Source organism: Saccharopolyspora thermophila, from assembly GCF_014646075.1.
GTDB lineage: Bacteria > Actinomycetota > Actinomycetes > Mycobacteriales > Pseudonocardiaceae > Saccharopolyspora > Saccharopolyspora thermophila.
Window position 1 is genome coordinate 26,888 of sequence record NZ_BMMT01000025.1, and the last position, 22,775, is coordinate 49,662.

25 protein-coding genes, 1 tRNA gene and 1 CRISPR repeat array are annotated in these 22,775 nt (G+C 68.0%); of the genes, 18 read left to right on the forward strand and 8 right to left on the reverse strand.

What is annotated here, in order from left to right; genetic code table 11:
• Nucleotides 1-266 precede the first annotated feature (266 nt).
• From IEY17_RS26165 to IEY17_RS24070, 17 genes are all read left to right on the forward strand, one after another.
• On the forward strand, nucleotides 267-881 hold the full coding sequence (locus IEY17_RS26165; protein ID WP_373289927.1) for a bifunctional DNA primase/polymerase: 615 nt from the start codon (nucleotides 267-269) through the stop codon (nucleotides 879-881).
• A 102-nt stretch (nucleotides 882-983) separates the two neighbouring features.
• Nucleotides 984-1,619 carry a bifunctional DNA primase/polymerase gene (locus IEY17_RS26170; RefSeq protein WP_188991572.1) on the forward strand — a complete coding sequence of 212 codons (636 nt, stop codon included), beginning with the start codon at nucleotides 984-986 and terminating at the stop codon, nucleotides 1,617-1,619.
• Nucleotides 1,620-1,623: 4 nt separating this feature from the next.
• On the forward strand, nucleotides 1,624-3,663 hold the full coding sequence (locus IEY17_RS24005) for a tetratricopeptide repeat protein (protein WP_188991574.1): 2,040 nt from the start codon (nucleotides 1,624-1,626) through the stop codon (nucleotides 3,661-3,663).
• 234 nt (nucleotides 3,664-3,897) lie between these two features.
• Nucleotides 3,898-4,125: a hypothetical protein gene (locus IEY17_RS24010; protein WP_188991576.1), complete on the forward strand. Its 228-nt coding sequence runs from the start codon at nucleotides 3,898-3,900 to the stop codon at nucleotides 4,123-4,125.
• 547 nt (nucleotides 4,126-4,672) lie between these two features.
• Nucleotides 4,673-5,827, forward strand: coding sequence for a radical SAM family protein (locus IEY17_RS24015; protein WP_188991578.1), 1,155 nt, complete (start codon nucleotides 4,673-4,675; stop codon nucleotides 5,825-5,827).
• Entirely contained in the window at nucleotides 5,824-6,387 is a 564-nt protein-coding gene (locus IEY17_RS24020) for a hypothetical protein (protein ID WP_188991580.1), read from the forward strand. The genes IEY17_RS24015 and IEY17_RS24020 overlap by 4 nt, the downstream gene beginning before the upstream one ends.
• Nucleotides 6,384-7,166: a hypothetical protein gene (locus IEY17_RS24025; protein WP_229680566.1), complete on the forward strand. Its 783-nt coding sequence runs from the start codon at nucleotides 6,384-6,386 to the stop codon at nucleotides 7,164-7,166. The genes IEY17_RS24020 and IEY17_RS24025 overlap by 4 nt, the downstream gene beginning before the upstream one ends.
• Complete coding sequence (locus IEY17_RS24030) at nucleotides 7,166-8,284, forward strand: hypothetical protein (protein ID WP_188991582.1); 1,119 nt, start codon at nucleotides 7,166-7,168, stop codon at nucleotides 8,282-8,284. Before IEY17_RS24025 ends, IEY17_RS24030 begins: the two co-directional genes overlap by 1 nt.
• A complete protein-coding gene (locus IEY17_RS24035) occupies nucleotides 8,281-9,078 on the forward strand; it encodes a sugar phosphate nucleotidyltransferase (RefSeq protein WP_188991584.1) in 798 nt (265 codons plus the stop codon). Before IEY17_RS24030 ends, IEY17_RS24035 begins: the two co-directional genes overlap by 4 nt.
• Nucleotides 9,075-9,725 carry an NUDIX hydrolase gene (locus IEY17_RS24040; RefSeq protein WP_188991586.1) on the forward strand — a complete coding sequence of 217 codons (651 nt, stop codon included), beginning with the start codon at nucleotides 9,075-9,077 and terminating at the stop codon, nucleotides 9,723-9,725. The genes IEY17_RS24035 and IEY17_RS24040 overlap by 4 nt, the downstream gene beginning before the upstream one ends.
• 18 nt (nucleotides 9,726-9,743) lie before the next feature.
• Nucleotides 9,744-10,826, forward strand: coding sequence for a non-hydrolyzing UDP-N-acetylglucosamine 2-epimerase (gene wecB / locus IEY17_RS24045; RefSeq protein ID WP_188991588.1), 1,083 nt, complete (start codon nucleotides 9,744-9,746; stop codon nucleotides 10,824-10,826).
• A gap of 69 nt (nucleotides 10,827-10,895) precedes the next feature.
• Nucleotides 10,896-11,072, forward strand: a complete 177-nt coding sequence (locus tag IEY17_RS25670) for a hypothetical protein (RefSeq protein ID WP_229680567.1) — start codon at nucleotides 10,896-10,898, stop codon at nucleotides 11,070-11,072.
• Between the two features lie 57 nt (nucleotides 11,073-11,129).
• Nucleotides 11,130-11,285, forward strand: a complete 156-nt coding sequence (locus IEY17_RS24050; protein WP_188991590.1) for a hypothetical protein — start codon at nucleotides 11,130-11,132, stop codon at nucleotides 11,283-11,285.
• A complete protein-coding gene (locus IEY17_RS24055) occupies nucleotides 11,282-11,608 on the forward strand; it encodes a hypothetical protein (protein ID WP_188991592.1) in 327 nt (108 codons plus the stop codon). Before IEY17_RS24050 ends, IEY17_RS24055 begins: the two co-directional genes overlap by 4 nt.
• Nucleotides 11,608-12,819 carry a WXG100 family type VII secretion target gene (locus IEY17_RS25910; RefSeq protein WP_188991594.1) on the forward strand — a complete coding sequence of 404 codons (1,212 nt, stop codon included), beginning with the start codon at nucleotides 11,608-11,610 and terminating at the stop codon, nucleotides 12,817-12,819. The genes IEY17_RS24055 and IEY17_RS25910 overlap by 1 nt, the downstream gene beginning before the upstream one ends.
• Nucleotides 12,820-12,825: 6 nt before the next feature.
• Nucleotides 12,826-13,200 carry a DUF6188 family protein gene (locus IEY17_RS24065; protein WP_188991596.1) on the forward strand — a complete coding sequence of 125 codons (375 nt, stop codon included), beginning with the start codon at nucleotides 12,826-12,828 and terminating at the stop codon, nucleotides 13,198-13,200.
• Between the two features lie 308 nt (nucleotides 13,201-13,508).
• Nucleotides 13,509-13,778, forward strand: coding sequence for a hypothetical protein (locus IEY17_RS24070; protein WP_188991598.1), 270 nt, complete (start codon nucleotides 13,509-13,511; stop codon nucleotides 13,776-13,778).
• 551 nt (nucleotides 13,779-14,329) lie between these two features.
• Nucleotides 14,330-14,850: a CRISPR direct-repeat array (repeat unit 29 nt; unit sequence GTGCTCTCCACGCACGTGGAGGTGATCCG).
• 653 nt (nucleotides 14,851-15,503) lie between these two features.
• Here IEY17_RS24070 and IEY17_RS24075 read toward each other — a convergent pair.
• The 8 genes from IEY17_RS24075 to IEY17_RS24110 all read right to left on the reverse strand — a co-directional run bounded on the left by IEY17_RS24075 (nucleotide 15,504) and on the right by IEY17_RS24110 (nucleotide 22,422).
• Nucleotides 15,504-15,580 (reverse strand) — tRNA-Pro (locus IEY17_RS24075).
• Nucleotides 15,581-15,744: 164 nt separating this feature from the next.
• Complete coding sequence (locus IEY17_RS24080) at nucleotides 15,745-16,350, reverse strand: phosphatase PAP2 family protein (RefSeq protein WP_188991620.1); 606 nt, start codon at nucleotides 16,348-16,350, stop codon at nucleotides 15,745-15,747.
• Nucleotides 16,351-16,455: 105 nt separating this feature from the next.
• Nucleotides 16,456-18,066 carry a solute symporter family protein gene (locus tag IEY17_RS24085; RefSeq protein ID WP_188991600.1) on the reverse strand — a complete coding sequence of 537 codons (1,611 nt, stop codon included), beginning with the start codon at nucleotides 18,064-18,066 and terminating at the stop codon, nucleotides 16,456-16,458.
• Entirely contained in the window at nucleotides 18,063-18,407 is a 345-nt protein-coding gene (locus IEY17_RS24090; RefSeq protein ID WP_188991602.1) for a DUF485 domain-containing protein, read from the reverse strand. The genes IEY17_RS24085 and IEY17_RS24090 overlap by 4 nt, the downstream gene beginning before the upstream one ends.
• 130 nt (nucleotides 18,408-18,537) lie before the next feature.
• Entirely contained in the window at nucleotides 18,538-20,214 is a 1,677-nt protein-coding gene (locus tag IEY17_RS24095; protein ID WP_188991604.1) for a sodium/solute symporter, read from the reverse strand.
• The gene (locus IEY17_RS24100) at nucleotides 20,214-20,561 is read right to left on the reverse strand and encodes a hypothetical protein (protein ID WP_188991606.1); all 348 of its coding nucleotides are present in this window, start codon (nucleotides 20,559-20,561) and stop codon (nucleotides 20,214-20,216) included. Before IEY17_RS24100 ends, IEY17_RS24095 begins: the two co-directional genes overlap by 1 nt.
• Complete coding sequence (locus tag IEY17_RS24105) at nucleotides 20,561-21,340, reverse strand: LytR/AlgR family response regulator transcription factor (protein ID WP_188991608.1); 780 nt, start codon at nucleotides 21,338-21,340, stop codon at nucleotides 20,561-20,563. The genes IEY17_RS24100 and IEY17_RS24105 overlap by 1 nt, the downstream gene beginning before the upstream one ends.
• A complete protein-coding gene (locus IEY17_RS24110; protein ID WP_188991610.1) occupies nucleotides 21,340-22,422 on the reverse strand; it encodes a sensor histidine kinase in 1,083 nt (360 codons plus the stop codon). The genes IEY17_RS24105 and IEY17_RS24110 overlap by 1 nt, the downstream gene beginning before the upstream one ends.
• Nucleotides 22,423-22,602: 180 nt before the next feature.
• Between IEY17_RS24110 and IEY17_RS24115 the strand changes: the two genes are divergently transcribed.
• A partial coding sequence (locus IEY17_RS24115) for an acetyl-coenzyme A synthetase N-terminal domain-containing protein (protein WP_188991612.1) occupies nucleotides 22,603-22,775 on the forward strand: 173 nt, incomplete at its 3' end.

The window sequence follows — 22,775 nt, forward strand, 5'->3', positions numbered from 1 at the left end:
CGATCGGAACCCGCACTTTTGTACTACCTGCATCGTGTGCGGGTCGCCACAGCGACCAGCACCGAGAGTAGGCGAGGTCCGCGGCGGAAAGCACGTACCGGCGCGGACCGGTGGCCGGGCCTACGGGGGCTCGGACAGGGTGCCTGGTCGGTGTCCACCGTGCGCGCCTGCGGCATCGACCAAGCACCGCCTTGACAAGACCCCGGCTCGCGTCGACGCAGTCTCGCTTGCGGGGTGCGCCGTGAAGGATGCAGGTGGCGAAGCTTATGAAGAACTCAGAACTGCAGTGTCGTCTGCTGCACCCGCTGCCGGGTGAGACGTCCTGGGCGCAGCTTCGCGACGAGGCGGCTGTCTTCGCCGAACACGGGTGGCCCGTGCATCCCGGAACGTTCCAGATTGGCGGCAAGAGCAACTGGTTGGGGAGGCCGGACACATACCGTCTCGAACCGGTTGCTGCGAGCTGGGAGAAGGTGGCGACGACCGACTCCTCGGTCGCAGCGAGATGGTGGTCTCGGCGCCCCTACTCGCTCCTGCTCGCATGTGGACGGCTCGTTGACGCGTTCGAGGTGCACGGCGATTTGGGCAGACTTGCTCTGGAGCTGCTGGGTGAGCGTGGCGTCGTCTGTCCCGCAGCGCAGACACCTGCTGGCACGTGGTTGTTCTTCGCTGGCCGCAGAGGCGTCTCTGGGACCGAAACGTCGCGAGTCCGTCATCACGGTGTCGGAGCGTGGGTTCCGCTTCCGCCCACGGCCGCAGGTGGCTTCGCGTACGAGTGGCGCGTCTCTCCGCACTCGGTTGGCTGGCACCTCGCGGATGGCGCCCGCGTTTGCGGGGCTCTGGTCGAGGTCGGCGAACGGCCGGCGGTGATGTCCAGCCGCTGATCGGCGCAGGCGGCTTGTTCGGGCGCAAATCGCGACTGCTTCGTGATCAGGCGCCGTGTGCAGTGCTCGGGGAATGTGATCGTGACTGGTCGGGGTGACGGTATGGGTTTGCGTAGGCGGAGTGAGGTCGAGAAGGCCGCGGTCCGTTACGTGCAGCAGGGTTGGCGGGTCTTGCCGGGTTCGGCGTATGACCGGGGGCGTTTTTTCTCGCCGTTCACAGGAGTGCTGACTGACGGTGTGCGCCCGGTTGTGGCGAGGGAGTCGGCCACGACGGACGAAACGGCGGTCGCTCGGTGGTGGGCGGCGGGAGGTAGGTGGGTGCCGTCGGTGCTGCTGTGCTCTTGGGCAGAGTTTCGGTTCGTATCGATGCCTCGCTATCTGGCCCATGCGGTGTTGCTCTCCGAGGCGTGGCGGTCCCGGCCGGGACCGGTGCTGTATCGCGGTGATCGCGGCCGTGCGTACTTCGTAGTGGCCGGCGAGAGACGGCTCGCGGAGGACTGTGTACCGCCCGCCGAAGTCGAGGAGATGGCGGTCGGGGAGTGGGTGGTGGCTCCGCCGAGTCGCGTGTTGGGCGTGCATGTCACCTGGTGGATTGCCCCGGAGCGCGTTCGCTGGGACCCGGTACCGGCTGAGCTGCTGCGCGACGCGCTGAGTTCGGCATCCCCGATCACACACTTCGAGAGGACTCCCGAATCTGCACACAGCGCCCGGACTGGCGCTCGCGGGAAGGTGGGGTAGCGCGGTGGGAAGCAATTACCTGGCTGGACAGGCGGCTGTCGCTGTGCAGGCCGGTTCGGTGAGTGGCGGCATCCACCTGCACCATCGAGCATCAGCGTCGCACGCCGTGCCGCGTCAGCTGCCTGCGTTCCCGAGGCATTGGGTCGACCGCGGTGACGTCCTGGCCGCCCTCAACCAGCGTGCCAGCAGGCGTGGGCCGGTGGTGGTGGCGGTCAGCGGTGTCAGCGGGGTGGGCAAGACGGCTCTCGCGGTGTACTGGCTACGCCGGCATCTGCGCCGCACGTTCCCTGGTGGCGAGCTGTACGCAGACTTGGCTGCCTCAGGCGATCCCGGTGAAGTGCTGGGCTGCTGGCTTCGCGCCCTGGGCTGCGTGGTCCCCGCTTCACCACCCGCGCGCGCCGTCGCATTTCGGACGGCGACCGCGACGAAACCGGTGGCGGTGCTGATCGACAACGCCACGTACTCGGAGCAGGTGCGGCCGTTGCTGACGTCGTCGCCGTCGAGCGTCACGGTTGTGACCAGCCGATCACCCCTGCCAGACCTCGTCAACGAGGGCGCGGTGCTCCAGCATCTCGGTCCCCTCGACGCCGATAGCAGTCGCAAGCTGTTCCGCGCCCATGCCGCCGAATACGGCACCGCGGTAGAGCCGGGTGCCGAATCGGTGCTCGTCGAGGCGTGCGGAGGACTTCCGCTGGCGGTCGGCCTGGCCAGTGCGCACCTGGCGATGCCGTGTCCAGGGCGACGTGACCTTGCGATCAACCCTCGCCCTCGCTCGTCCCTCTCCCGTGCTGTCCGTGAGGTGATCACCATGTCCTACGAGGCACTGCCGGAATCCGCGCGCCTGCTGTACCGGCTGATCGGGGACCACCCCTCCGGGGAGATCATCCGCCCCGCTGCGGCGGCCATGCTCGACACCGACCCTGAAGAGGCGGCCGAGGCGATCGACTGGCTGCTGCAGGCGCGGCTACTCGAGGAGAACGACCACGGTTTCAAGATCCCCTCACGGGTGCACGAGCACGCCCGTTCACTCGTATCCGGTGACGACGAGGCGGTTCGCGCCGCAGCCCGCGGTCGGGTGGTGCTGAGCTATCTCGAGACTGCGATGGATGCCGATTGGGTACTGAACCCACACCCGCGCCGCTACAGCTTGGCGTACCGCGATCTGCGCACTGGCACCCGCACGCCGACGTTCGCGACCAAAGACGAGGCGATGGCGTGGTTCGACGTGGTGAGGGGCACGCTTCCGAAACTGCAGCACCGGGCCCACGAGGACGGGGACCACACGACTGTATGGCAGCTGGCGGAAGCGGCCTGGGCTGGCTGCCTCAAGGGCGGCCACACGAAGCTGCTGGTTGACATGCACGAACTGGGCTGCCAGGCCGCTCGCCACTGCCAGCACCCCGCGGAGTCCATCCTCCGGTCGCGGTTGTCGCGCGGTTACCGCAGCCTTGGCCGTCTGCAGGAGGCGCTCGAGGTCGCGGTGGAAGCTCGTTCGTTGGCAGCGACCACCGAGGACGTCTGGGCTGAGTCCGCGGCGTTGAGTGCGCAAGGCCGCGTCCATTACGACCTGGCCGACTACATGGAGGCACTGCAGTGCTTCCAGCTGTCGTTGAACCTGGCCGCGCGGGTCGCGGAGTCCCGCAGCATCGCCCTGCGCCTACGGCACATCGGTGAGTGCTACGCGGCCCTGAAACGCAACGAGGACGCATGCGCGGCGTACACCGCGGCGGCAGCTCGGATGGACGGCCTCGGTGACCGCGAGGGTTACGCAGCGACGTTGACGAAGCTCGCCGCCGTCCGCCTGGCCCAGGGCCAGGTGACCAGCGCGCTGGACCACCTGCACGTGGCTCTGCCCATCATGCGTGCCTCGGGCTCGCCGATCTACACGGCCAAGGTGCTGGCCCAACTCGGCCATGCCGCCCTGCGCCGTGGTGACCGGCACCAAGCACGCAGCTATAACCACGAAGCCCACCAGCTGTTCCGCCGCGCTGGCGACACCCGCAACGCCGAGGACATGTCCGCATCGCTGACCACCCTCCAGTAGTCGGGAACGGACTGGCCATCAGTGCTCCCGGCACACGTGAGGCAGTGCCGGGTCAGCGGTCCCGGCCGGCGATCCCCAGGCACGTCCTCGGCCTTGCCCCCCGAGCCGGAGCGTGCCCGTCGGCCGGGACCCAACAACGATTCCTCTGACGCATAGGACACCTCTGTCATGTCATATCCACCGGCTTCGGCCGTCATCCGGCGCTGGTCGCTAGCGTCGATCGAACCGGACTGCGTGCGCCGAGCTATCCAGACCGCCAGCGCGGTCCCGATCCGCAACGATCTGCACAACGAGCTCTACCAGCTCGGATCCTGCACGGTGGAGCTGTTCATCGGTACACGGCCGATGCTGTTCGTCAGCGCCGAGACTGACGAGCTGGTGCGCGACGCCGTCACCACGCTCGGCTTCACCTACGACGACGGCATCACCAGCCCGGTTCGGACCGTGGCTGTGGCCAGGTGAAACACATGGTCAGGCTCCTACGCCTTGGCGCTACATTTCTCGTCCTTCTGGCGGCAGGTTGCTCAGACGCGGGTTCCAGCCGAGCGCTCCCGGACCTCTGCGCTCTACCCACCGCCCAGACGCTGCACGAGGTCCTAGGCGGTCCACCACACGTGTCGTCCTCCCGCATCGGCGAGTCCGGGTACTGCTTGTGGTCCTTCATTGACACCGCGACGGAACTGCGCCCAGGACCTTACAACCGGCGGCTGTCGCTCGTCGGGACGCTGTTCCGCGGTAGCCGGTCCAGCCGTGTGGCTCAAATCCGATCGCGGAGAAAGCGAACCACCAAATGTGGAGGTCGTTGTGATGGTTGCCAACATCGTGCTCGGCCTCGTCGTCATCGCCAGCGTTGCGGTGTGGGCGAGCCTCTACTACCCCTCACCGGAATGGCCGCGCGTGGCCCTGGGGCCGGGCGGGAGTAGCCGAACCCTTCCCCGACATGGTTCGGCTGCGCCATGCACACCCCGGCCCCAGGTGCCCTACCAAGACGCGATCGAGGGATTCTGCGATGAGCGATGAAGCAAGGGGCGAGACAGATCGACTTCGGCCCGTTGCGAACCGCGTACGGACTCCGCTGGTTGATCAGCACGCGACGTGGATCGCGGTGAACCCGCTGCAGGGATGCCCGAAGGCTTGCGAGTACTGCTTCCTGACCGCGGTTCGTCCAGAGTACATCGCCACACCGGGGGAGAGCGTGGATGCACTTCTCGCGTCGCCGTTCTACGCGCCGCCACGAACGGTCGCTCTGTACACCTGGACCGACGTGATGGCACTGCCCGACTCGCGTACGCACCTGGTGCAGCTGCTTGAAGAGATGATCAGTAGGAAGGTTCCGAATCCCGTTGTCCTGATCACCAAGTGCTCGATGCCAGGCGACGTGGTCGAGGTGATCAACGCGGCTCGGGCGCGTGGGTTGACCATCATCGTGTACCTCAGCTATTCAGGGTTGGGACGGCACATCGAGCGCGGAATCCGTCGTGATGCGACTGCCGAGAACTTCCCGAAGCTCTCCATCGCTGGCATTCCGATCGTGCATTATTGGCGACCGGCGCTGCCGGAGTCTGCGACGAACGAGACCATGCAGGATGTCTTGGATCACGTCGCCGAGTACGCGATGTGTACGGTGGCGGCTGGTTTGAAGGTAGAGAAGGCAGCGTTGCCGCGGCTTGCAAAATTCTGGCCGGAGCTCGCAGAGAAGCCTGGCGTCACCGAAGCAGAGGGGGTTTATCCACGGCGGTTCTGGGAATTCATTCACCGTACCTGGCGTCGGCATGCGCACTATCCCGTGTTCCACACCAACTCCTGCGCACTGTCCTATGTGCTCCGCAGAGCCGACTCCTTCGGTATCTTCGGTACCAACGTGTGCCGCGTGCGGAACCTGTGCCCTGCCGAGCAACGGTTCCGGTGCACAACGGCCGACGCGGAAAGGACAGCACCCACGTCCGACTCCGTTCAGTCCGCATTGCAGGGACGCGGCTTGGCGGGGATAGCCTGGAGGCTGTCTGGTGACAGCCGTGAGGTGCTGATCGACGCACCGGTGGATACCCGAGTGGTTGCGGCGGTGACCCAAGACTTGGGGGTGCGAGTCCGTGTTCGTCGCAACGACGACGACGGGTATTGGAGCAGCGGCACTGCTGGGGCAACGCCCGTGATCCTCGGATGAACAGCAGTACGCTTAGCGACAACCTTCACGAGGTCCTCGGCGAGGTGCGTCGGCTACGCCGGCGCTTCGCTCGCACAGCGCCAGCTGAGTGGGATCCGGTCACCGCCGCAGCGGAATTGTCGGTGCAGGTCGGTCACCTGGCCTTGTGCGTGCTTCGTCGTCAAGGTCGTGATGTTGGAGATCTGGAAGACACGCAGCGGCCTATCACTGACGTTGGCGACGAGTTGGCCGATGTTGCCCTGGCGGCACTCAGCATTGCCGTCCTCGCCGATGCCGATCCTGACAGTTCGTCCCGTAAGCCTCCTCCAGCGGGTGATGAGGTCGAGGCATTCCTCCGGCTGCTCGTGGCAGCGGGCACGCTATCTGAGACCGCAATGGTCGTGTGCCGCTATCGCCATCGGCCCAACGGTCTCCTGCTTCCTCTGTCGGAGGCGGCTTCGAGAGTGATCACGGCGTGCGAAGCTCTGGCGAACCATCTCGGGTTGGACCTGCTGGCCGAGTTTCGGTCCATGGCCGTCGACGCCGATGCATTCCTGAAAAGTCGGGGTGATGGGGAATGAGACTGGGCAGCGTTCATCGACGCGACGGCGAGCGCGTCGTCAAGCAGCTCACCGAGCGACACCCCGCGGGCCGGAACTTCGTTGCGGCCATGGCGTCCTCCGGTGAGCAGGGAATGCGTTCCTACCTCGCAGAGCTGGACCGTGTCGCTGTTCGCCTTCCCGGCAACCTGGAGATCGTTTCAGCTGAGCCGCTGACCGTGCAGCACAGGTGGATGGACGGCCCCACCTTGCTCGACGCGCCGACCATGACGCCTGAAGTATTCGCCAGCGCGATCGCCGAGGTCGCCACGTGGGTGCGCAGGCTCGACCGGCGGGATGCCCGGGTCGATACCAATCTGGCGAACTTCTGCATTGTGAACGGAAGGCCCGTCCTGGTTGACGTGCTTCCACCCCTGGTGCCGAGTCGACGACCGCGCCCGACATCGCTGTTCGACGACCTGTTCCTCAGCCTGTGCTTCGACACCTCTGTGATCCTCGATGCGCTGTGCGGCTACGCGCTGCGGCAGGCAATCCGCTCCGGCGATCGTGGGGTCATCGCCGACTTGCTCGGTGTGGTGAACGATCTCGTCTCCTCGCCGGAGACGACCGGACTGGCGAAGGAGTGGTTCCGTGCTCGATTGAAGCTCGCACGGCGTGCCGCTCGGGGAGTCGTCGACCCGGAAATGATGCACGAGTTCTTCGCGCTCACCTCAGTGCTGAAGTTCCGTCACTTCGATGAACCGGGGCGCCGTCGACGTGTCGACGAGGTCGCCATCCGCATCAGGGAGCTGGACCTGTAATGACCACGGCAAACCCGGACAAGTGGACGTCATATGCCGGAGACGTCCGGTTCGACATCACGGCGCCTGCGTGCTGGGCTGCCGATCAGCGTCGCTACCTGGACGACTACCTGCTTGGCAGGCTGGGTGAGCGAGAGCTCCCGGCGTTCGAGATGGACGTGCGTGTCGATGCAGCAGCATGCCGCGAGGTCATCGGCCGCGTTGCGAGAGCACCGTTTCAACGCATCGAAACGGCCCCCGGTGTCGTACTGCTCGAATCACGAGCTGGAGGCGGGAGTCAGCGTTGGTTCGCCGTGGCCGCTGACGGCTTGGAGCATCAAGACACCGCCTATGCAGTGCGAACGGACGGGCGGCACTTGGAGCTCTACGTGGATCCAGGAAGTACGAAGGCGCATCGGTATCCCTTGAGGATGATCCGCGAAGCGATGCTGCGTACCTACGAAGACCACGGCGGTGTCGTCTTCCACGCAGCCGCTGCGCGCCTCAGCGAAGGCGGTGTGATGATCTGCGCACCGCGGTCAGCTGGCAAGACGACCTTGCTCGCCTGTCTGCTTCGCTGCACGAATGGTGATCTTCTGGTCAACGACAGAGTCATCGTGCACGGAATGGGCTTGGTCGCGGTACCGCTTCCGGTCCCGGTCGCTCGGGGCACGCTCGATGCGGTTCCGGAGCTCGCTGTCGCGTCTCGCGAGTTGTCGCGACGACAAGAGGACATCACCAAGCTCCCCGCGACCTTCGGCACCGTCCGAAAAGCGGAATTCAGCGGCCGCGAGTTCTCGAAGGCGCTGGGCGCGGGTCGAGCAGCTGGCGCCTGGCTGCACAGCATCCTCGTGCCAAGGCTCACCAACACCGCGGACCCCGCCCGGATCACCAGGCTGCCGTATCAGGAGACCCGGAGGGTGCTGGAGCGCAACTGCTTCACCCCGCACGACGAGTTCTGGCTCCGACCATGGCTGGTACCACGGAGGACACCCGTTCACACCCTCCACCAGCACGCCCGTGAGGTCGCTCGCCAGGTCGCCGCGACCGTTCCCTGCCACCAGATCGAGTTCGGCGTGCGCAGGTCCCTCGCCGAACTCGATACCGCACTGCTCGACGTCCTCGGGAGGTGCTCATGATCTCTTCGTCGTTCCCGGCCCTGGTTACCGCGGCCGGGGCAGCGACCCGCTTCCGCCCGTTCTCGCGATGTGTTCCGAAGGAGATGCTGCCAGTCGGCTCGATACCTGCGGTGGAGCACGTCATCGCCGAGTGCCTGGCTGCCGGCGCCTCCGAGGTCGTCGTCGTCACCAGGCCAGGCGACTCCACCATTCCAGAGCACGTGGGCCAGCTGCGCAGCGAAGGAGCTCCTGTCGAGACCATCGAGGAGGACCTCGACCACGGCTACGGCAACGCAGCACCCCTGCTGAGCCTTCGCCACAGGCTGACCAACTGCGACGCCTTCGCCGTCGCTTTCGGCGACGATCTGCTGCTCGGTGAACCAACGCCGGGCTACAACCTCGCGACGATGCGCCAGCGGTCCGTCGACGCAGAGGCGATGATCGCAGGGCAGATGATTCCGGTCGGCGCGGTGGAATCCTTCGGAATCATCGACATCGAACCTCAACAGCCGAATCGAGTGCGCAGCATTCGACAGCGTCCGCACCCCGGCGAAGTCGGCGAGCCACTGGCCGTGGTATCGCGCCTGATCCTGCGTCCGTCGATATTCGATCATCTGGCCGCGAGTGAGCAGGCCCGTGGGGAAGTGGATCTCGGAATCGCGGTCGGCAACCTCGCCAGCGTTGCGCGCGTCGCGGTGCACCGGATCACGGGCAGTTGGGTCACTGTCGGTGATCCACTGCACTACCTTGACGCCCTGAAGACCTACTGGCAGCTCGACCCGGCACAGCCCACTTATCGCGAAGGACAGTCGTGACGCTGATCGACATCTTCAACGACCGCTACGAGCACATCGGCACCGAGGACAAGAAGGAAGCTCACCGCCGAGGATCCTGGCATCGGACGTTCTCCGCGCTAGCCGTCCACCCGAGGAACCGGCTGGTCTTCCTGCAGAAGAAGGCCCCGGGCCGGTACTCCTTCGACAGGCCCGACAACGCCGACATCACCGTTGGCGGCCACTACCATGCCGGCGAATCGATCCCCGACGGTGTGCGCGAGGTCCACGAAGAACTCGGCCTGGAGACCTCCTATGCGGAGCTGCACCCCCTCGGCCTTCGACAGACCGCGACCACCCTCGCACCCGACTACATCGAACGCGAGTTCCAGCACTGGCACCTCCTGCCCCTCCAGGGCGACTTGGAGGACATTCCCTTCGCCGACGCGGAGGTCACCGGGCTCGTCGGTATCGACCTCGATGACGCGATCCGACTCGCCGAGGGCACCACTACGACGATCCCTGCCCGGTATGCCACTCGCACCGACTTGGCAGTGTCGTATGCCGAAGGGAGGCTGACTCGCGACGAGCTCGTGCCGAGCTATCTCGGCCTCGATCAACTTTATCTGCGGCTGTTCGTCGCGGCTGACCGGTTCTGCGCTGGCCAGCGGCGCCACTTGTTCTGGTAAACCCTGTAGGACCCTGCGATGCGCATCGCGATCGTGGTCGGCACGCGGCCGGAAGCCATCAAACTCGCTCCCATCAACGGCCTGCTGAGGGACGAGGCATACGTCATCCATACCGGGCAGCACTACACCTCTGGCATGGCGGGCACCAACCTCGAACCGGATCTGGTATTCGACACCTGCCCGGGGCTTGACCGCGGTCAGCAGCTCGGTGCCTGGATCAGCGCGCTGACCCCGGTGCTCCGCAACCTCCGCCCTGATGTGGTGATGGTGCACGGCGACACGACCTCCGCCCTGGCCGGCGCCCTGGCCGCCAACGCGTCCGGTACACCGGTGGTGCACGTGGAGGCCGGTCTCCGCAGCTACGACCGCGTCATGCCCGAGGAACACAACCGTGTCCTCATCGACCACCTCGCCGACCTCTGCTGCGCCCCGACAGACCTGGCGCGCAACAACCTGCTGGCCGAAAACGTTCCGGCAAGCCGCATCGTCATCACCGGAAACACCATCGTCGAAGCGGTCACTGCCGCCTTACCGGACCGAGGTACGCAGACCAGCATCTTGGCCGAGCTGGGCCTGGATGGCGACACGTTCGTGCTCGCGACAATCCACAGGCCGGAGAACACCGACCGTCCCGAGGTGCTGAAGACGATATTCGACGAGCTCGCGATGCTGCCGGTGCCGGTCGTGCTCCCGCTGCATCCACGAACCCAGTCCAGTCTCGTAGCCAGCGGCCTGGACCAGCGCGCCACGGCAATACGTGTGACCGGGCCGCTGGACTACCCGGCGTTGCTTACGCTGCTGCGAGCCGCAGCCGTGGTGATCACTGACTCTGGTGGTATTCAAGAAGAAGCGACAGTCGTCAAGAGACCGGTCCTCGTTGTGCGTCGCAGCAACGAACGTCCAGAAGTCGAAGCGGTGTTCGGCCGCCGCGTTCATGCTGGCCCGAGTATCTCTCGCACCATCAGCGCGTGGCTGTCGAGGATCTCGTCCATCCACCGACGGCTCCAGGACGCCCCCTCGCCGTTCGGCGACGGCACCGCAGCGGAACGCGTCGTGCGGGCCACACGAGACTTGGCCGCGTGCTGGACGAGCACGCGGTGAGCGCTACTCCGAGCGGCGCACGGCGCCGCCCGCCGCATCGGGCCGGAGGCCGCCGCCTGGGTGACGCGCGTGCACAACCAAGCTGCCCTTATCGCCAGCGACGCCTGGCTGCTCGGGCTGGCCCCGCACCTGCACTGCGAGCAGGCCGACCTTTACCTGCCCGCACTCCTGGTCGCCGTGGCCACCGCACGAGTGGCCCTGGACTGTGGAATGTCCGCTTATGGTGAATCGTGCCCATGGTGTTGATCTATCCGTGCGAATAGGTGGCCAACTCGCCGCAAGCGGCCTTGTGGGCTATCTAGCATGGCCTTGTTCACCGTTGAAGCGAGAAATGGAAATAGTGAGCGTCCCGATTTCGCTTACAAATCTCTTGAGGTTCCGTTGCAAGGATCGTTGTTTCCGGTTCGCGGCCGGGCGAAAGAACCGGATGCTGCCGACGATCCGGGAGAAGCGCGATGACTGACGGTTTCCACGTCGATCTCCCCGCGTTGGAGCGGGCCAGTACCGGTGTGAATGAGACGTTGAGCCAGCTGGCGCGGCACCGGGTCGACACGATCGACGGGGAGGGCACCGTCGTCGGGCACGACCGGCTCGCCGCGACGATCGCGGACTTCTGCGACCGGTGGCAGATCGGCGTGACGAACCTGGCCAAGGACGGCCAAGCCATCGCCGCCCAGCTCAGCCACTGCGTCGAGACCTACCGGCAGGTCGATGCGACCGCGCCGGAGGAACTCACCGGCATCCTCGACCGCCCGTCCGGGCCCGACCCCGCTGGACCGTGATGACCGCCGAGCTCGGAACCACCCAAGACCCGAAAGCCCTCATCCCTGGTGACGCCGGTGCGCTGCAGACCATCGCGCAGCAGATGACCGCCTACGGCGACGCGCTGCACAACGCCGGAACCGGACTGCGCCGTATCGACACCACCGAAGGGTGGAGCGGCGCCGCCGCCGACAGCTTCCGCGACGTCTTCGACGGCGAACCACCCAAGTGGCTGGAGGCCGGCGACGCCTTCCACGACGGCGCCGCCGCCCTCACCAGCTACGCCGCCACCTTGTCCTGGGCCCAGACCCAAGCCCAGGAAGCCATCCGGCTGTGGAACGAAGGCGACGCCGCCGCCGAGCAGGCCAAGGCCGCGCATGACCAGGCCGTTCAACGTGCCCAGAAGGATGCCGCCGCCAAGACCGCCAACGGCACCCCCACCACCGCCCCGGCTATCCCCTTCCACGACCCCGGCGAGGCCAAGCGCGCCGCAGCCCGGGAACTACTGGACCGGGCCCGCGACCAGCTGCGCAGAGTTGGGGACACCGCCGCGGACGAGCTCGGCAAGGCCCGGGACAAGGCCCCCGAGCACCCCGGGTTCTGGGACGGTGTCGGCGACGTCCTCGGCGACACCGGCGACGGCTTGGTCAACATCGGCACCCACTTGGTCAACGATCTGGCCTCGGTGGGCAACGCCATGCTCAACCACCCCACCGATGTCGCCATGGCCGCCGCTGGCGTCGGTCTCATGGCCATCAGCGCCGGTGGGGAAGGGCTTGGCATCGCTCTGGACGCCACCGGGGTCGGCTCGATCGCCGGCGTCCCGCTCAACGCCATCTCTACCGCCGGCATCGTGACCGGGGCTGGGATGGTCGGCGCAGCAACCATGAACATCGTCACCAACGCCGCAGGGGACGACCACGTCGAACCACTCGACGAAACCAACAACACCACCACCGACACCGACGGCACCCCACCTGGGGTCAAGGACGGCTGGGAAGTCCGAACCGCCGATAACGGCAAAGGCACCGTCTACCAGGAGCCCGGCGCGACCGGCAACGCGAACATGGTCCGCATCATGGATCCCAAACCGGGTTACCCCCACGGCTACGTCCGCTTCTACAATGAACACGGGCAACCCGTGGGCCTCAACGGAAAACCAGGGCCTAACTCCCAGACCCACATTCCGCTGCGTCCCGACGGCTCCTATCCCGTACCGGAAGGCTGGTAACCAACGATGGATCTCGGGCTGCATGGCCAGCAGGTCACCACGCAGAGCTTCGACTACACCGTGTCCTTCCAGACCAGCGGCGGGTACGAACTGCGTATCGAAAACGACTACACCCTCCACACTCCGCACGGCTCCTGGAACTTCTCCCCAGAACCGTCCAATGAGGACTCTCAGGAGCTGGCAGCGTTGGCGGATCAACGCATCGACCACGCGGCTGTCTCCAGCGACGGCACGCTGACGGTGAAGTTCGCCACCGGCAGCGAACTACGCGTGCAGGCCAGTCCGTCCTATGAGGCCTGGACTGTCGCCGGACCTCGCGGAATGAAGGTGGTCTGCATGCCCGGCGGCGAACTCGCCACCTGGAAAGCCACCGACGCCTGAGTAGTCGAATGTGTGCTGCGCCGTAGACCTAGGTTTCAGGGGTCTACGCAGTTGAGCATGATGACCGGGCTTCGGCGAAGTCCGGGGTGTCGCCGAGTGCACAGCGCGGCAGTGCCTAGTATGCGGTGCCGGGTGCCGCTGCGGTAGCCGTAGGAAAACGAGCAAGCTGAGGAACGTGAAGCCCGCGCCCACATGCAGCTCGGGGAAACGGAGCCGTTCAGTGGCACCGCTACCCAAGCCAGGCGGACCGTCGGCACCGCGCAACGCCAAGAACCCGCTCGCAACGGTGAATCAGTTAGAGGGGCGCTGTGAACACCACCACCGGCTGCGCACACTACGCCCGCTGCGTGGTGAGTGCGTCGCAGAAACTCATGGACGGGCTGCTCGAAGCCGAAGGCACCCGCTTCGCGAGGCTGGACGCGGAGTTGCAGCACGGCGCCGATGCCACTTGCGAACGCATCGTCGCGGCGGCGCGGTTGTCGTGGTCGCGGCTGCTCCGGGGCGAACGTCTTCCGGAGGATCGGTGGCTGGGGTGGCTGGCAGGGGGCTACCCCCGATCTCCGGGCTGTTCGCGGTAGCGCGGGTGGTGGGGGCAGATGCAGCTCCTCGTGGGAACGGTCGGTGCCCCGGTCCGCGACACCGCCGCCGCGGGCCGGGTTGCCCCGATGTGGAGCGGATCGTGTACTTTGGCCGCGACCGACACCCGGATGAACGCCACCCCGCCGGTACGCGGTGCCATCGGTGAGCAGGCCGGAGGGCGCTGCGGGCCCGCTGCACGCGGCGGCGCTACGAAGGTCCCCTTCTGCCCCCGGCTCTGGCGTCGGTGGCGGTCCACAGCGTGTACTCCTGTTCGGCTGGCGACGATAACCTGTACTGACCGCCTCGGGATGGGCCTGTGCGTCACGTATGGGCCCACCGGCCCGGCCTCGTCACCCTCCTCCACGACCCCGACGTACCAGCAGGGAAGGATTCATGGCGTTGGCCCGGGGTGGACTGGCACGTGTTGTTTCGGCAGGTCCGCGATGTCATCGCGTCCCGGACCGGTTCCGTGTTGAGGGCCACCCGTCTCACCCACACGCCAATACGTCAAAATCGACAACCACGTCCCTAAAACCCCAGTTCACGAAGTGTGCTCTCCACGCACGTGGAGGTGATCCGACCGGCTGATCGAGCCGCACCATCGGCTTGCCCGTGCTCTCCACGCACGTGGAGGTGATCCGGCCGTCCCCTGGCCGGTCCGCCGCACTCCGTTCGTGCTCTCCACGCACGTGGAGGTGATCCGGCCGTCCCCTGGCCGGTCCGCCGCACTCCGTTCGTGCTCTCCACGCACGTGGAGGTGATCCGATCGCGCGCATCTTCTCGTCAGTTCCGATCAGAGTGCTCTCCACGCACGTGGAGGTGATCCGTTCTCGATCGCGTTCACGGCACCGGCCCACTCGTGCTCTCCACGCACGTGGAGGTGATCCGCCGAGGCCGAGCTGGCCCGGGCCCGCGCCCAGGTGCTCTCCACGCACGTGGAGGTGATCCGCTGGCCGCCGCCGAACTCGCGGCCGCGGCGGCGTGCTCTCCACGCACGTGGAGGTGATCCGGGTGGTCGCAGGGTAGGTCGCCCGGCTGGTCCGTGCTCTCCACGCACGTGGAGGTGGTCCGCGTCCCGATCGTCCGGGCCCCGTTCGTCTGGTTTCAACTGGTTTCCCGGTAGTGGTCTCGGCGCTGCTCAGGGTGGAAGTCGCCGGACAGGGGCTCTACCAGGACCCGTGTCGTCTGCCGTTCCCTCGGATCCGGGGTTGTTTCGGCTGGTGGGGTTGGTCTCGTCGCGGCAGTACGGCAGGTGGGTCACGAGTAGGCGGTAACGCGCCCCCTTCGGCACGACGTTCTACGGGCATGTTCGATAGGGCGTGACCCCTTGACGTGGGCCCGGTTGAAGGAGCCAGCCAACGTCGCGGGGACGCTCGGTTCGCGCCATGCGTCAGCCGTTGCGGCGTCGTCTCAGGCGGCCCCAAGGAGAAGGGGCATGACGAGCCTTACCGCAGGTTGCCCGTGGGTTACGGGCACTTCTGGGCAGGGCGGTCGGCGCGGATCATGTGATGCGGGCCACTGCGTGGTTGGCCCCATCGGGGTACTGGTTTCTCGGCTGTCGCTGTGACCCCTTGACCGCTTGCGAACACCGTCGCTCCCAAAATCCTCCCAAAAATGCCGAAAAATCGGTTCGGTGCAGTTGGGGGACACCGGCGAAGATTATCTGGAGAGCGCGAACAAGCCCGCTGACCTGCACGTTTGTGTCAGGTCAGCGGGCTTGCCGCTGGTCGGGACGGCGGGATTCGAACCCACGACCCCTTGACCCCCAGTCAAGTGCGCTACCAAGCTGCGCTACGTCCCGGCCTCACCTCTCGGTGTGCACACAGCTTAGCGCACCCCTTTCGGCTTGATCGTGGGGGGTTAGCTTCCAGAGTTTGCGCTGGTCAGGGTGTCGCAGTGGCCTTGTGGCGTTCACGTGTCTGTGGTTGCTGTGCGTTCAGTGTTGACTGAAATTAACTCCGGGTGTCAGGTCGGGGTTGGGGTCAGGGTGGCGAAGAGAAGTCCGCCTACCAGGGCTCCGATGCGGGCTCCGGCGGCAACCTGGGCAGGAGTGTGGGCGCGCAGTCTGACTCGGGACCAGGCGATCGCTGCCACCAGAGGCGCGAGGAGCCAGCACAGCGGGCCCCAGGTCGTTGCCAGGACCGCCACCGCTCCCGCTGCCACCGCCGCATGCATGCTCACCTTCCAGCGGATGGTGATCGCTGCGGTGACCAGGAGGGCGGCGATCATGGCGACGTCCAGTGCGAGCAGCGCGCGGGGTGCTCCGCCGATCCACAAAAGTGCCAGGCCCGCTGAGCTCAGGGCGATCAGCGCCGCGAAGGGGACTGCTCGGCCGCTGCGGTTGCGGACGTGGTGACCCTCCCAGCGGCCCTTGCGCGCGCCCCACACGATCACCGCCATCGGCAGGATGCTGCTGGTGGCCGCCACCAGCAGACCCCAGACCAGGGTAGGTCCGATGCGGTGCGTCGCCTGCCACGCCACCAGCAGCGGCAGGACGACCACGATCACCCACGGGGCGCAGATCTCGGTGAGTGCTCGGGCCGCTCGGTCCGGCCAGGTTCGCGTGGCCATGATCTTCTTCGGTTCCTCGGAGTTGGGCACGTCGGGAAGTCGACCACACGAGTGTGGCTCTCCCGCGCGGGGCGGGAGAGCCACATGTCGTCGGGGGACGACGTCCTAGTGGGCCACGGCGCGTTCCGCTCCCGCCCCGGTGAGCGACCGCACCTCCATCTCCGCGTACTTGGCCGCGTCGTGCTCGCGGGAGAGCACCGTGCCCAGCCAGCCGAAGAAGAACGACAGCGGGATGGACACCAGGCCCGGGTTCTGCAGCGGGAACCAGTCGAAGTCCGCGCCGGGCAGCATCGACTCCGGGGTTCCCGACACCGCGGGGGAGAACAGGATCAGCACGATCGTCGTGGTCAGGCCGCCGTAGATGCTCCACAGCGCGCCCGAGGTGTTGAACCGTTTCCAGAACAGCGAGTAGAGGATCGTGGGCAGGTTCGCCGAGGCCGCCACCGCGAACGCCAGCGCCACCAGGAACGCCACGTTCTGGTTGCGGGCCAGGATGCCGCCGATGATGGCCACCGCGCCGATCACCAGCGCCGTGATGCGGGCGACCCGCACCTCCGCCTGCTTGTCCTCGAGGTCGCCGCGTTTGATCACGTTGGCGTAGATGTCGTGCGCGAAGGACGCCGACGCCGTGATGGTCAGGCCGGCCACCACCGCCAGGATCGTCGCGAAGGCGACCGCCGAGATGAAGCCCAGCAGCACCGGGCCGCCCAGCGCCTGCGCCAGCAGCGGCGCCGCCGAGTTGGACCCGCCCGGCGCGCTCTTGATCGCCTCCGGTCCCACGATCGCCCCGGCGCCGTAGCCCAGCACCAGCGTGAACAGGTAGAACAGGCCGATCAGCCAGATCGCCCAGACCACCGAGCGGCGGGCCTCCTTGGCGGTGGGCACCGTGTAGAAGCGCATCAGCACGTGCGGCAGGCCCGCGGTGCCGAGCACCAGCGCCAGGCCCAGCGACAAGAAATCGAGTTTGCTCGTCTCGGTCTTGCCGTAGCGGGCGCCCGGGTTGAGCAGCTTCTCGCCCGCGGTCCCCGCCCTGTCCACAGCGGACTGCATCAGGGCCGACAGGTCGAAACCGGAGCGGCCCAGGACCCACAGCGTCATGGCCGCCGCGCCGCTGATCAGCAGCACCGCCTTGATGATCTGCACCCAGGTGGTGCCCTTCATCCCGCCGACCAGCACGTAGACGATCATGATCACGCCGACGATGGCGATGACCACCGCCTGGCCCGTGGCGCTAGTGACGCCCAGCAGCAGCGACACCAGCACGCCCGCGCCGGCCATCTGCGCCAGCAGGTAGAAGAAGCTCACCGCGAGGGTGGACGTGGCGGCCGCGGCCCGCAACGGACGTTGGCGCATCCGGAACGCCAGCACGTCGCCCATCGTGTACTTGCCGGTGTTGCGCAGCAGTTCCGCCACCAGCAGCAGCGCCACCAGCCACGCGACCAGGAAGCCGATCGAGTACAGGAACCCGTCGTAGCCGTAGAGGGCGATTGCCCCGACGATGCCGAGAAACGACGCGGCCGACAGGTAGTCGCCGGCGATCGCGATGCCGTTCTGCGGTCCCGAGAAGGCCCGGCCCGCGGCGTAGTAGTCCGAGGCGCTGCGGGTGTTGCGGCTGGCGCGCAGCACGACCACGAGGGTCACCATCACGAACGCCGCGAAGATGCCGATGTTGAGCAGCGGGTTGCTGCCCTGCAGGCCCTGCGCGAGGTGGGTCATCGCGGTTCCTCCTCGACTTCCCGGCGGATCCGGTCGGCCACCGGGTCAAGGTGGCGGTTGGCGAAGCGCACGTACAGCGCGGTGATGCCGAAGGTCGAGACGAACTGCAGCAGGCCGAGGGCCAGGCCGACGTTGATGTTGCCGACGAGTGTGATGCTCATGAACTCGTGCGCGTAGTCGGCCAGCAGCACGTACAGCAGGTACCAGGCCAGGAACAGCGCGGTCATGGGGAAGACGAAGGACCGCAGGCGGCGACGCAGCGCCACGAAGTCAGCGCTCCGGTGGACCTCGCGCCACACGTCCGGTTCCGGAATCCGGGTAACTGGGTCGGTCGTACTCACGTGTTTCCTTCCTGACGGGTGAGGCACGAGACGTTAGGGAGGTCACACGGTCGTGTGGTAGGTGTCACGGTCCGATGGACGATGGGTGCGACGAACGGTCGACGAACGGCACCCGGATCGCGGCGAGCGGTCACCGCGCCAGGCGTCGCTCGTCCAGGTGGAGTCGCAGCATCGCCGTCCGCGCCCACGGCGGCGGGGTGCCGCGCAGCGAGACCAGGACCATCGTCGCGAACGCCAGCGGCACCGCCCACGGCGCCGGTTGGGCGACGAGGATCGCCAGCCAACCCTGCAGCGGCGGGCCGAACAGCGTCGTCGCGATGGCCGCCGACGAAACCGTCAACCCCACCAGCACCCCGGCCAGCGCGCCCCGTCGGGTCAGCCGCGGCCACCAGATGCCGAGCACCAGTAGCGGGCAGAACGTCGCTGCCGCGACGCTGAAACTCCAGGTCACCAGCGTGCCCGCGGGCAGGTGCGTGGCGGGCAGGGCGAGCAGCACCACCACCGCGGCGACCGGCAGGACCGTCAGTCGCAGCTGGCCGAGACCACCGGGCGTCAGGTCGTGCGAGATCGCTCCCGCGGCCACCAGCAGCAGCCCGAGGGAGGTGGCCAGGAAAGCCGCGAACGCGCCACCGGTGAGCAGCGCGGTGAACACGGTGCCCTGCCAACCGGTGTCCACCTGTGCGGGCAGGGCCACGACCACGGTGTCGGTCACGCCGGAGAGGTAGAGCTGCGGCACCAGTACCCGGCCCAGCGCCCCGTAGACGCCGGGGAACAGGTAGAACACGCCCAGCAGCAGCACGGTCAGCGCGGCGGTGCGGCGCGCGGCGCGACCGTCGGGCGCGGTGTGGAACCGGACCAGCACGTGCGGCAGGCCCATGGTGCCGAGCATCGTCGCCACCAGCACCGCCCAGGTGCCCAGCAGCGGGTGGCCCGCGTCGGCCAGGTCCAGCAGTGGTCGCCGCCAGTCCGGCCCGCCGGGTGCGTCGGTGCCGCGCAGTTCCGGTACCGGCGCCCCGGACCGGAACGTCAGCGTCCGCCCGGCGGCGATTTCGTGCGCGCCGACATCCAGCACCGCGGTCGCGCCACCGGGATCGCGCACCGGCGTGGGCTCGTGGACCTCCAGCACCGCGTCCACCTGGAACGAGACCGGCGTGTCGCGGGTGAAGCGGGTGAACTGCGCCGGGTGCAGCGCGTCGTGGCGCACCGCTGGCCCCACCTGCAGCACCAGCCACACCGCGGGCACGATGAACAGCATGAGCTTCAGGCAGAACTGGAACGCCTGGACGTATGTCGCGGCCCGCATCCCACCCAGCGCCAGCGTGGCGCTCACCGCCGTCCCGGCCAGCACCACGCCCACCCAGTACGGGGTGCCGCCGACCACACCAAGCACCACACCCGCCGTGCGGAACTGCGGCACCAGGTACAGCCCGGCGATGATCAGTACCACGACCGCCGCCAGCCTGCGCAGCGCCGGCGAGGCGAACCGGGCCTCGGCGAAGTCGGGAACGGTGAGCGCGCCCGAGCGGCGCATCGGAGCCGCCACCAGCACCAGCATCGCCACGTAGCCCGCGGTGAAGCCCACCGGGTACCACAGCGCGCCGACCCCGTCGGTGACCATCAGCCCGGCCACCCCGAGGAACGACGCCGCCGACAGGTACTCGCCGGAGACCGCCGCGGAGTTGAGCAGCGGCGAGACCTGCCGCGAGGCCACCAGGAAGTCCGAGGTGGTGCGCATCGCCGCCACGCCGCGCAGGCCGATCACCAGCGTCAGCAGCACGACCAGCGCCACCGCCAGCAGGGCGGACATCAGCCGTCCTCGGCGCGTTCCGCCCTGCGCAGCTGCCAGCGGGCCAACCAGGCCATCACCGGGAAGGGCACCACGACCAGCAGCAACCAGGACACCGGGACGTCCAGCAGCCGCATCTCGTCCAGCCTCGGGGCTGTCGCGAACACCACTGGCAGGCCGAACAGCAGCGCGAACAGCAGCACCAGCGTCACCGCGCCGCGCCGCCGCTGCACCCGGTGCAGCGCGGCGGCCCGCTCGGCCTCGGCCGGATCGAGACGCGGCGCCCGCCAGCGGCGGCGCAGCATGCGGCGCGCGTGCGCCACCCGCGTCTGCGGGCTCATCACGGCGACCCGCTTGGGCCCGCTCATCACGGCCTCCGTGCCGCCCGGGCCAGCTCCGCCTGCTGCGCGTTGGCCAGCAGGCGTTCGCGCAGCTCGCGGGCGTGGCGGCGGCTGACCGGCACGTCACCGGCCTCGGTGTGGGCGATCAGCGCACCGGTGGAATCGCTGCGCAGCTCCCGGACGGCACGCAGGGAGACCAGGAAGCTGCGGTGCACGCGGGCGAAACCGGCGGGCTCCCAGTACTCCTGCAGGCGCGAGATCGGCATCCGCACCACGTGCACCCCGCCCGGGGTGTGCAGCCGCACGTAGTCGCCGTGCGCCTCCACGAAGCGCACCTCGCTGCGCCGCACGTATCGGGTCCGGCCCGCCGTTTCCACCGGCAGCGCGACCATCGCGTCCGGCAGCGGCGCCGGTTCGGTCGCCTCCTCCGCGGCGGCGATCATCCGCGCCACCCGCTCCAGAGCCGCCTGCAGCCGCTCCGCGCGGACCGGTTTGAGCAGGTAGTCGACGGCGCCGATGTCGTAGGCGGTCACCGCGTGCTGGTCGTAGGCGGTGACGAACACGATCACCGGCGGGTCGCTGAGCTTGGCCAGCAGTGAGGCCAGCTCCAGCCCGTCCAGCCCGGGCATCGAGATGTCCAGGAACGCCGCGTCGAACTGGTCCGACTGCAGCAGCCGCAGCGCCGCCAGCGCGTCCCCGGCGCCGGTCACCTCCGCCACCTCGGGCGCCTCGCGCAGCAGGCGGCACAACTCCTCCAGGGCGGGTGGCACGTCGTCCACGGCCAGCACCCGCAGTCCCTCGGCCATCACGGCACCACCCCCGGCTGGAACCGGGGCACCCGCACGACGACGCGGGTGCCCGCTCCCTCGGCGGTCTCCACGACCAGTCCGTACCACGCCCCGTAGACGGTGCGCAGCCGCCGGTCGACGTTGGCCAGGCCCATGCTGCCGACCGGCCCCTTCCCGGCCAGGATCGCCTCGGCCTTCGCCGGATCCATGCCCACTCCGTCGTCCTCCACGCTGATCACCAGGTCGTTGCCCTCCGCCTCGCCGCGGACCTGCACCACGCCGCTGCTGTCCGAGCCGGGGGTGAACCGCGGCTCGATGCCGTGCCGCACCGCGTTCTCCACCAGCGGTTGCAGTACCAGGTAGGGGATGGCCACGGCCAGCACCTCCGGCGCGACCCGGATCTGCACCCGCAGCCGCTCGCCCAGCACCGCCCGCTGCAGGGCGAGGTAGGTCTCGATGGCGTGGAACTCGTCGGCCACGGTGGTGTAGTCGCGGTGCCGGGCCAGGCCGTAGCGGATGAAGTCGGCGAAGTCGAGCATCAGCTCGTGGGAGCGTTCCGGGTCCGAGCGCACCAGTGAGGCGATCACGGTCATCGCGTTGTACATGAAGTGCGGGGAGATCTCCGCCCGCAGGGCCCGCAGTTCGGCCTGCGCGGCGAGTTCGGCGGACTCCTCCAGCCGGGCGCGTTCCAGGGCGGCCTCGGCCAGGGCGGTGACCTCCCGCACCGCCGAGAGGCGAACGTCGCCGTCGACGACCAGCACCCCGGCCAGTTCGTCGTGCACGTGCAGCGGCATCGCCACCAGCGGCGGGCGGCCGCTGCGGGTCTCGGTGTGCAGGACGTCGGCCACGGCGGTCGCCGCATCGGCCTCCGAGGCGGGCCGCCCAGACCACTGCAGTGCACCGGACAGGTCGCTGAGCCCGAGCGCGTTCGCGCCGAGCAGGCCGCGCAGGTCCCGCGCCGCGGCGGCCGCCCGGGGGCCGGTCACCCCGTCGCTGAGGTTCGCCGCCGCGCGGCGGGCGCTGCGCAGCACCCCTTCGGCGTCGGTGCGGGACCGCGGCCACCACGCGGGGCGCGGCCTGCGCTCGGTGGGCACCGGCATGGACACTCCCATCGCCGTCGACAGGATTCCTGATACTAGTTCGCCGCTTGCAGCCGCTGTGAGGCCGTTCGTCGACCATTCGTCGCGCCGCGGTCGCGTCCTGTCGCACAGCGGTGCCGAGGACCACAGTGTGCGCCTACCGTCCCCCGCACCAAGGTGTCCAGCGATCAGGGAGAACGCGTGAGCATCGAGGCTTGGGACCGTGCCGGCAGCGGCTTTGCTCCGCCGGAGGAGTTCGCGGCGCAGGCGAATGCGTCGGCGGAGTTGTATGAGGAGGCGGCGGCGGACCGGGAGGCGTTCTGGGCGAAGCAGGCCGAGCAGTTGCACTGGGACACGCGGTGGTCGCAGGTGCT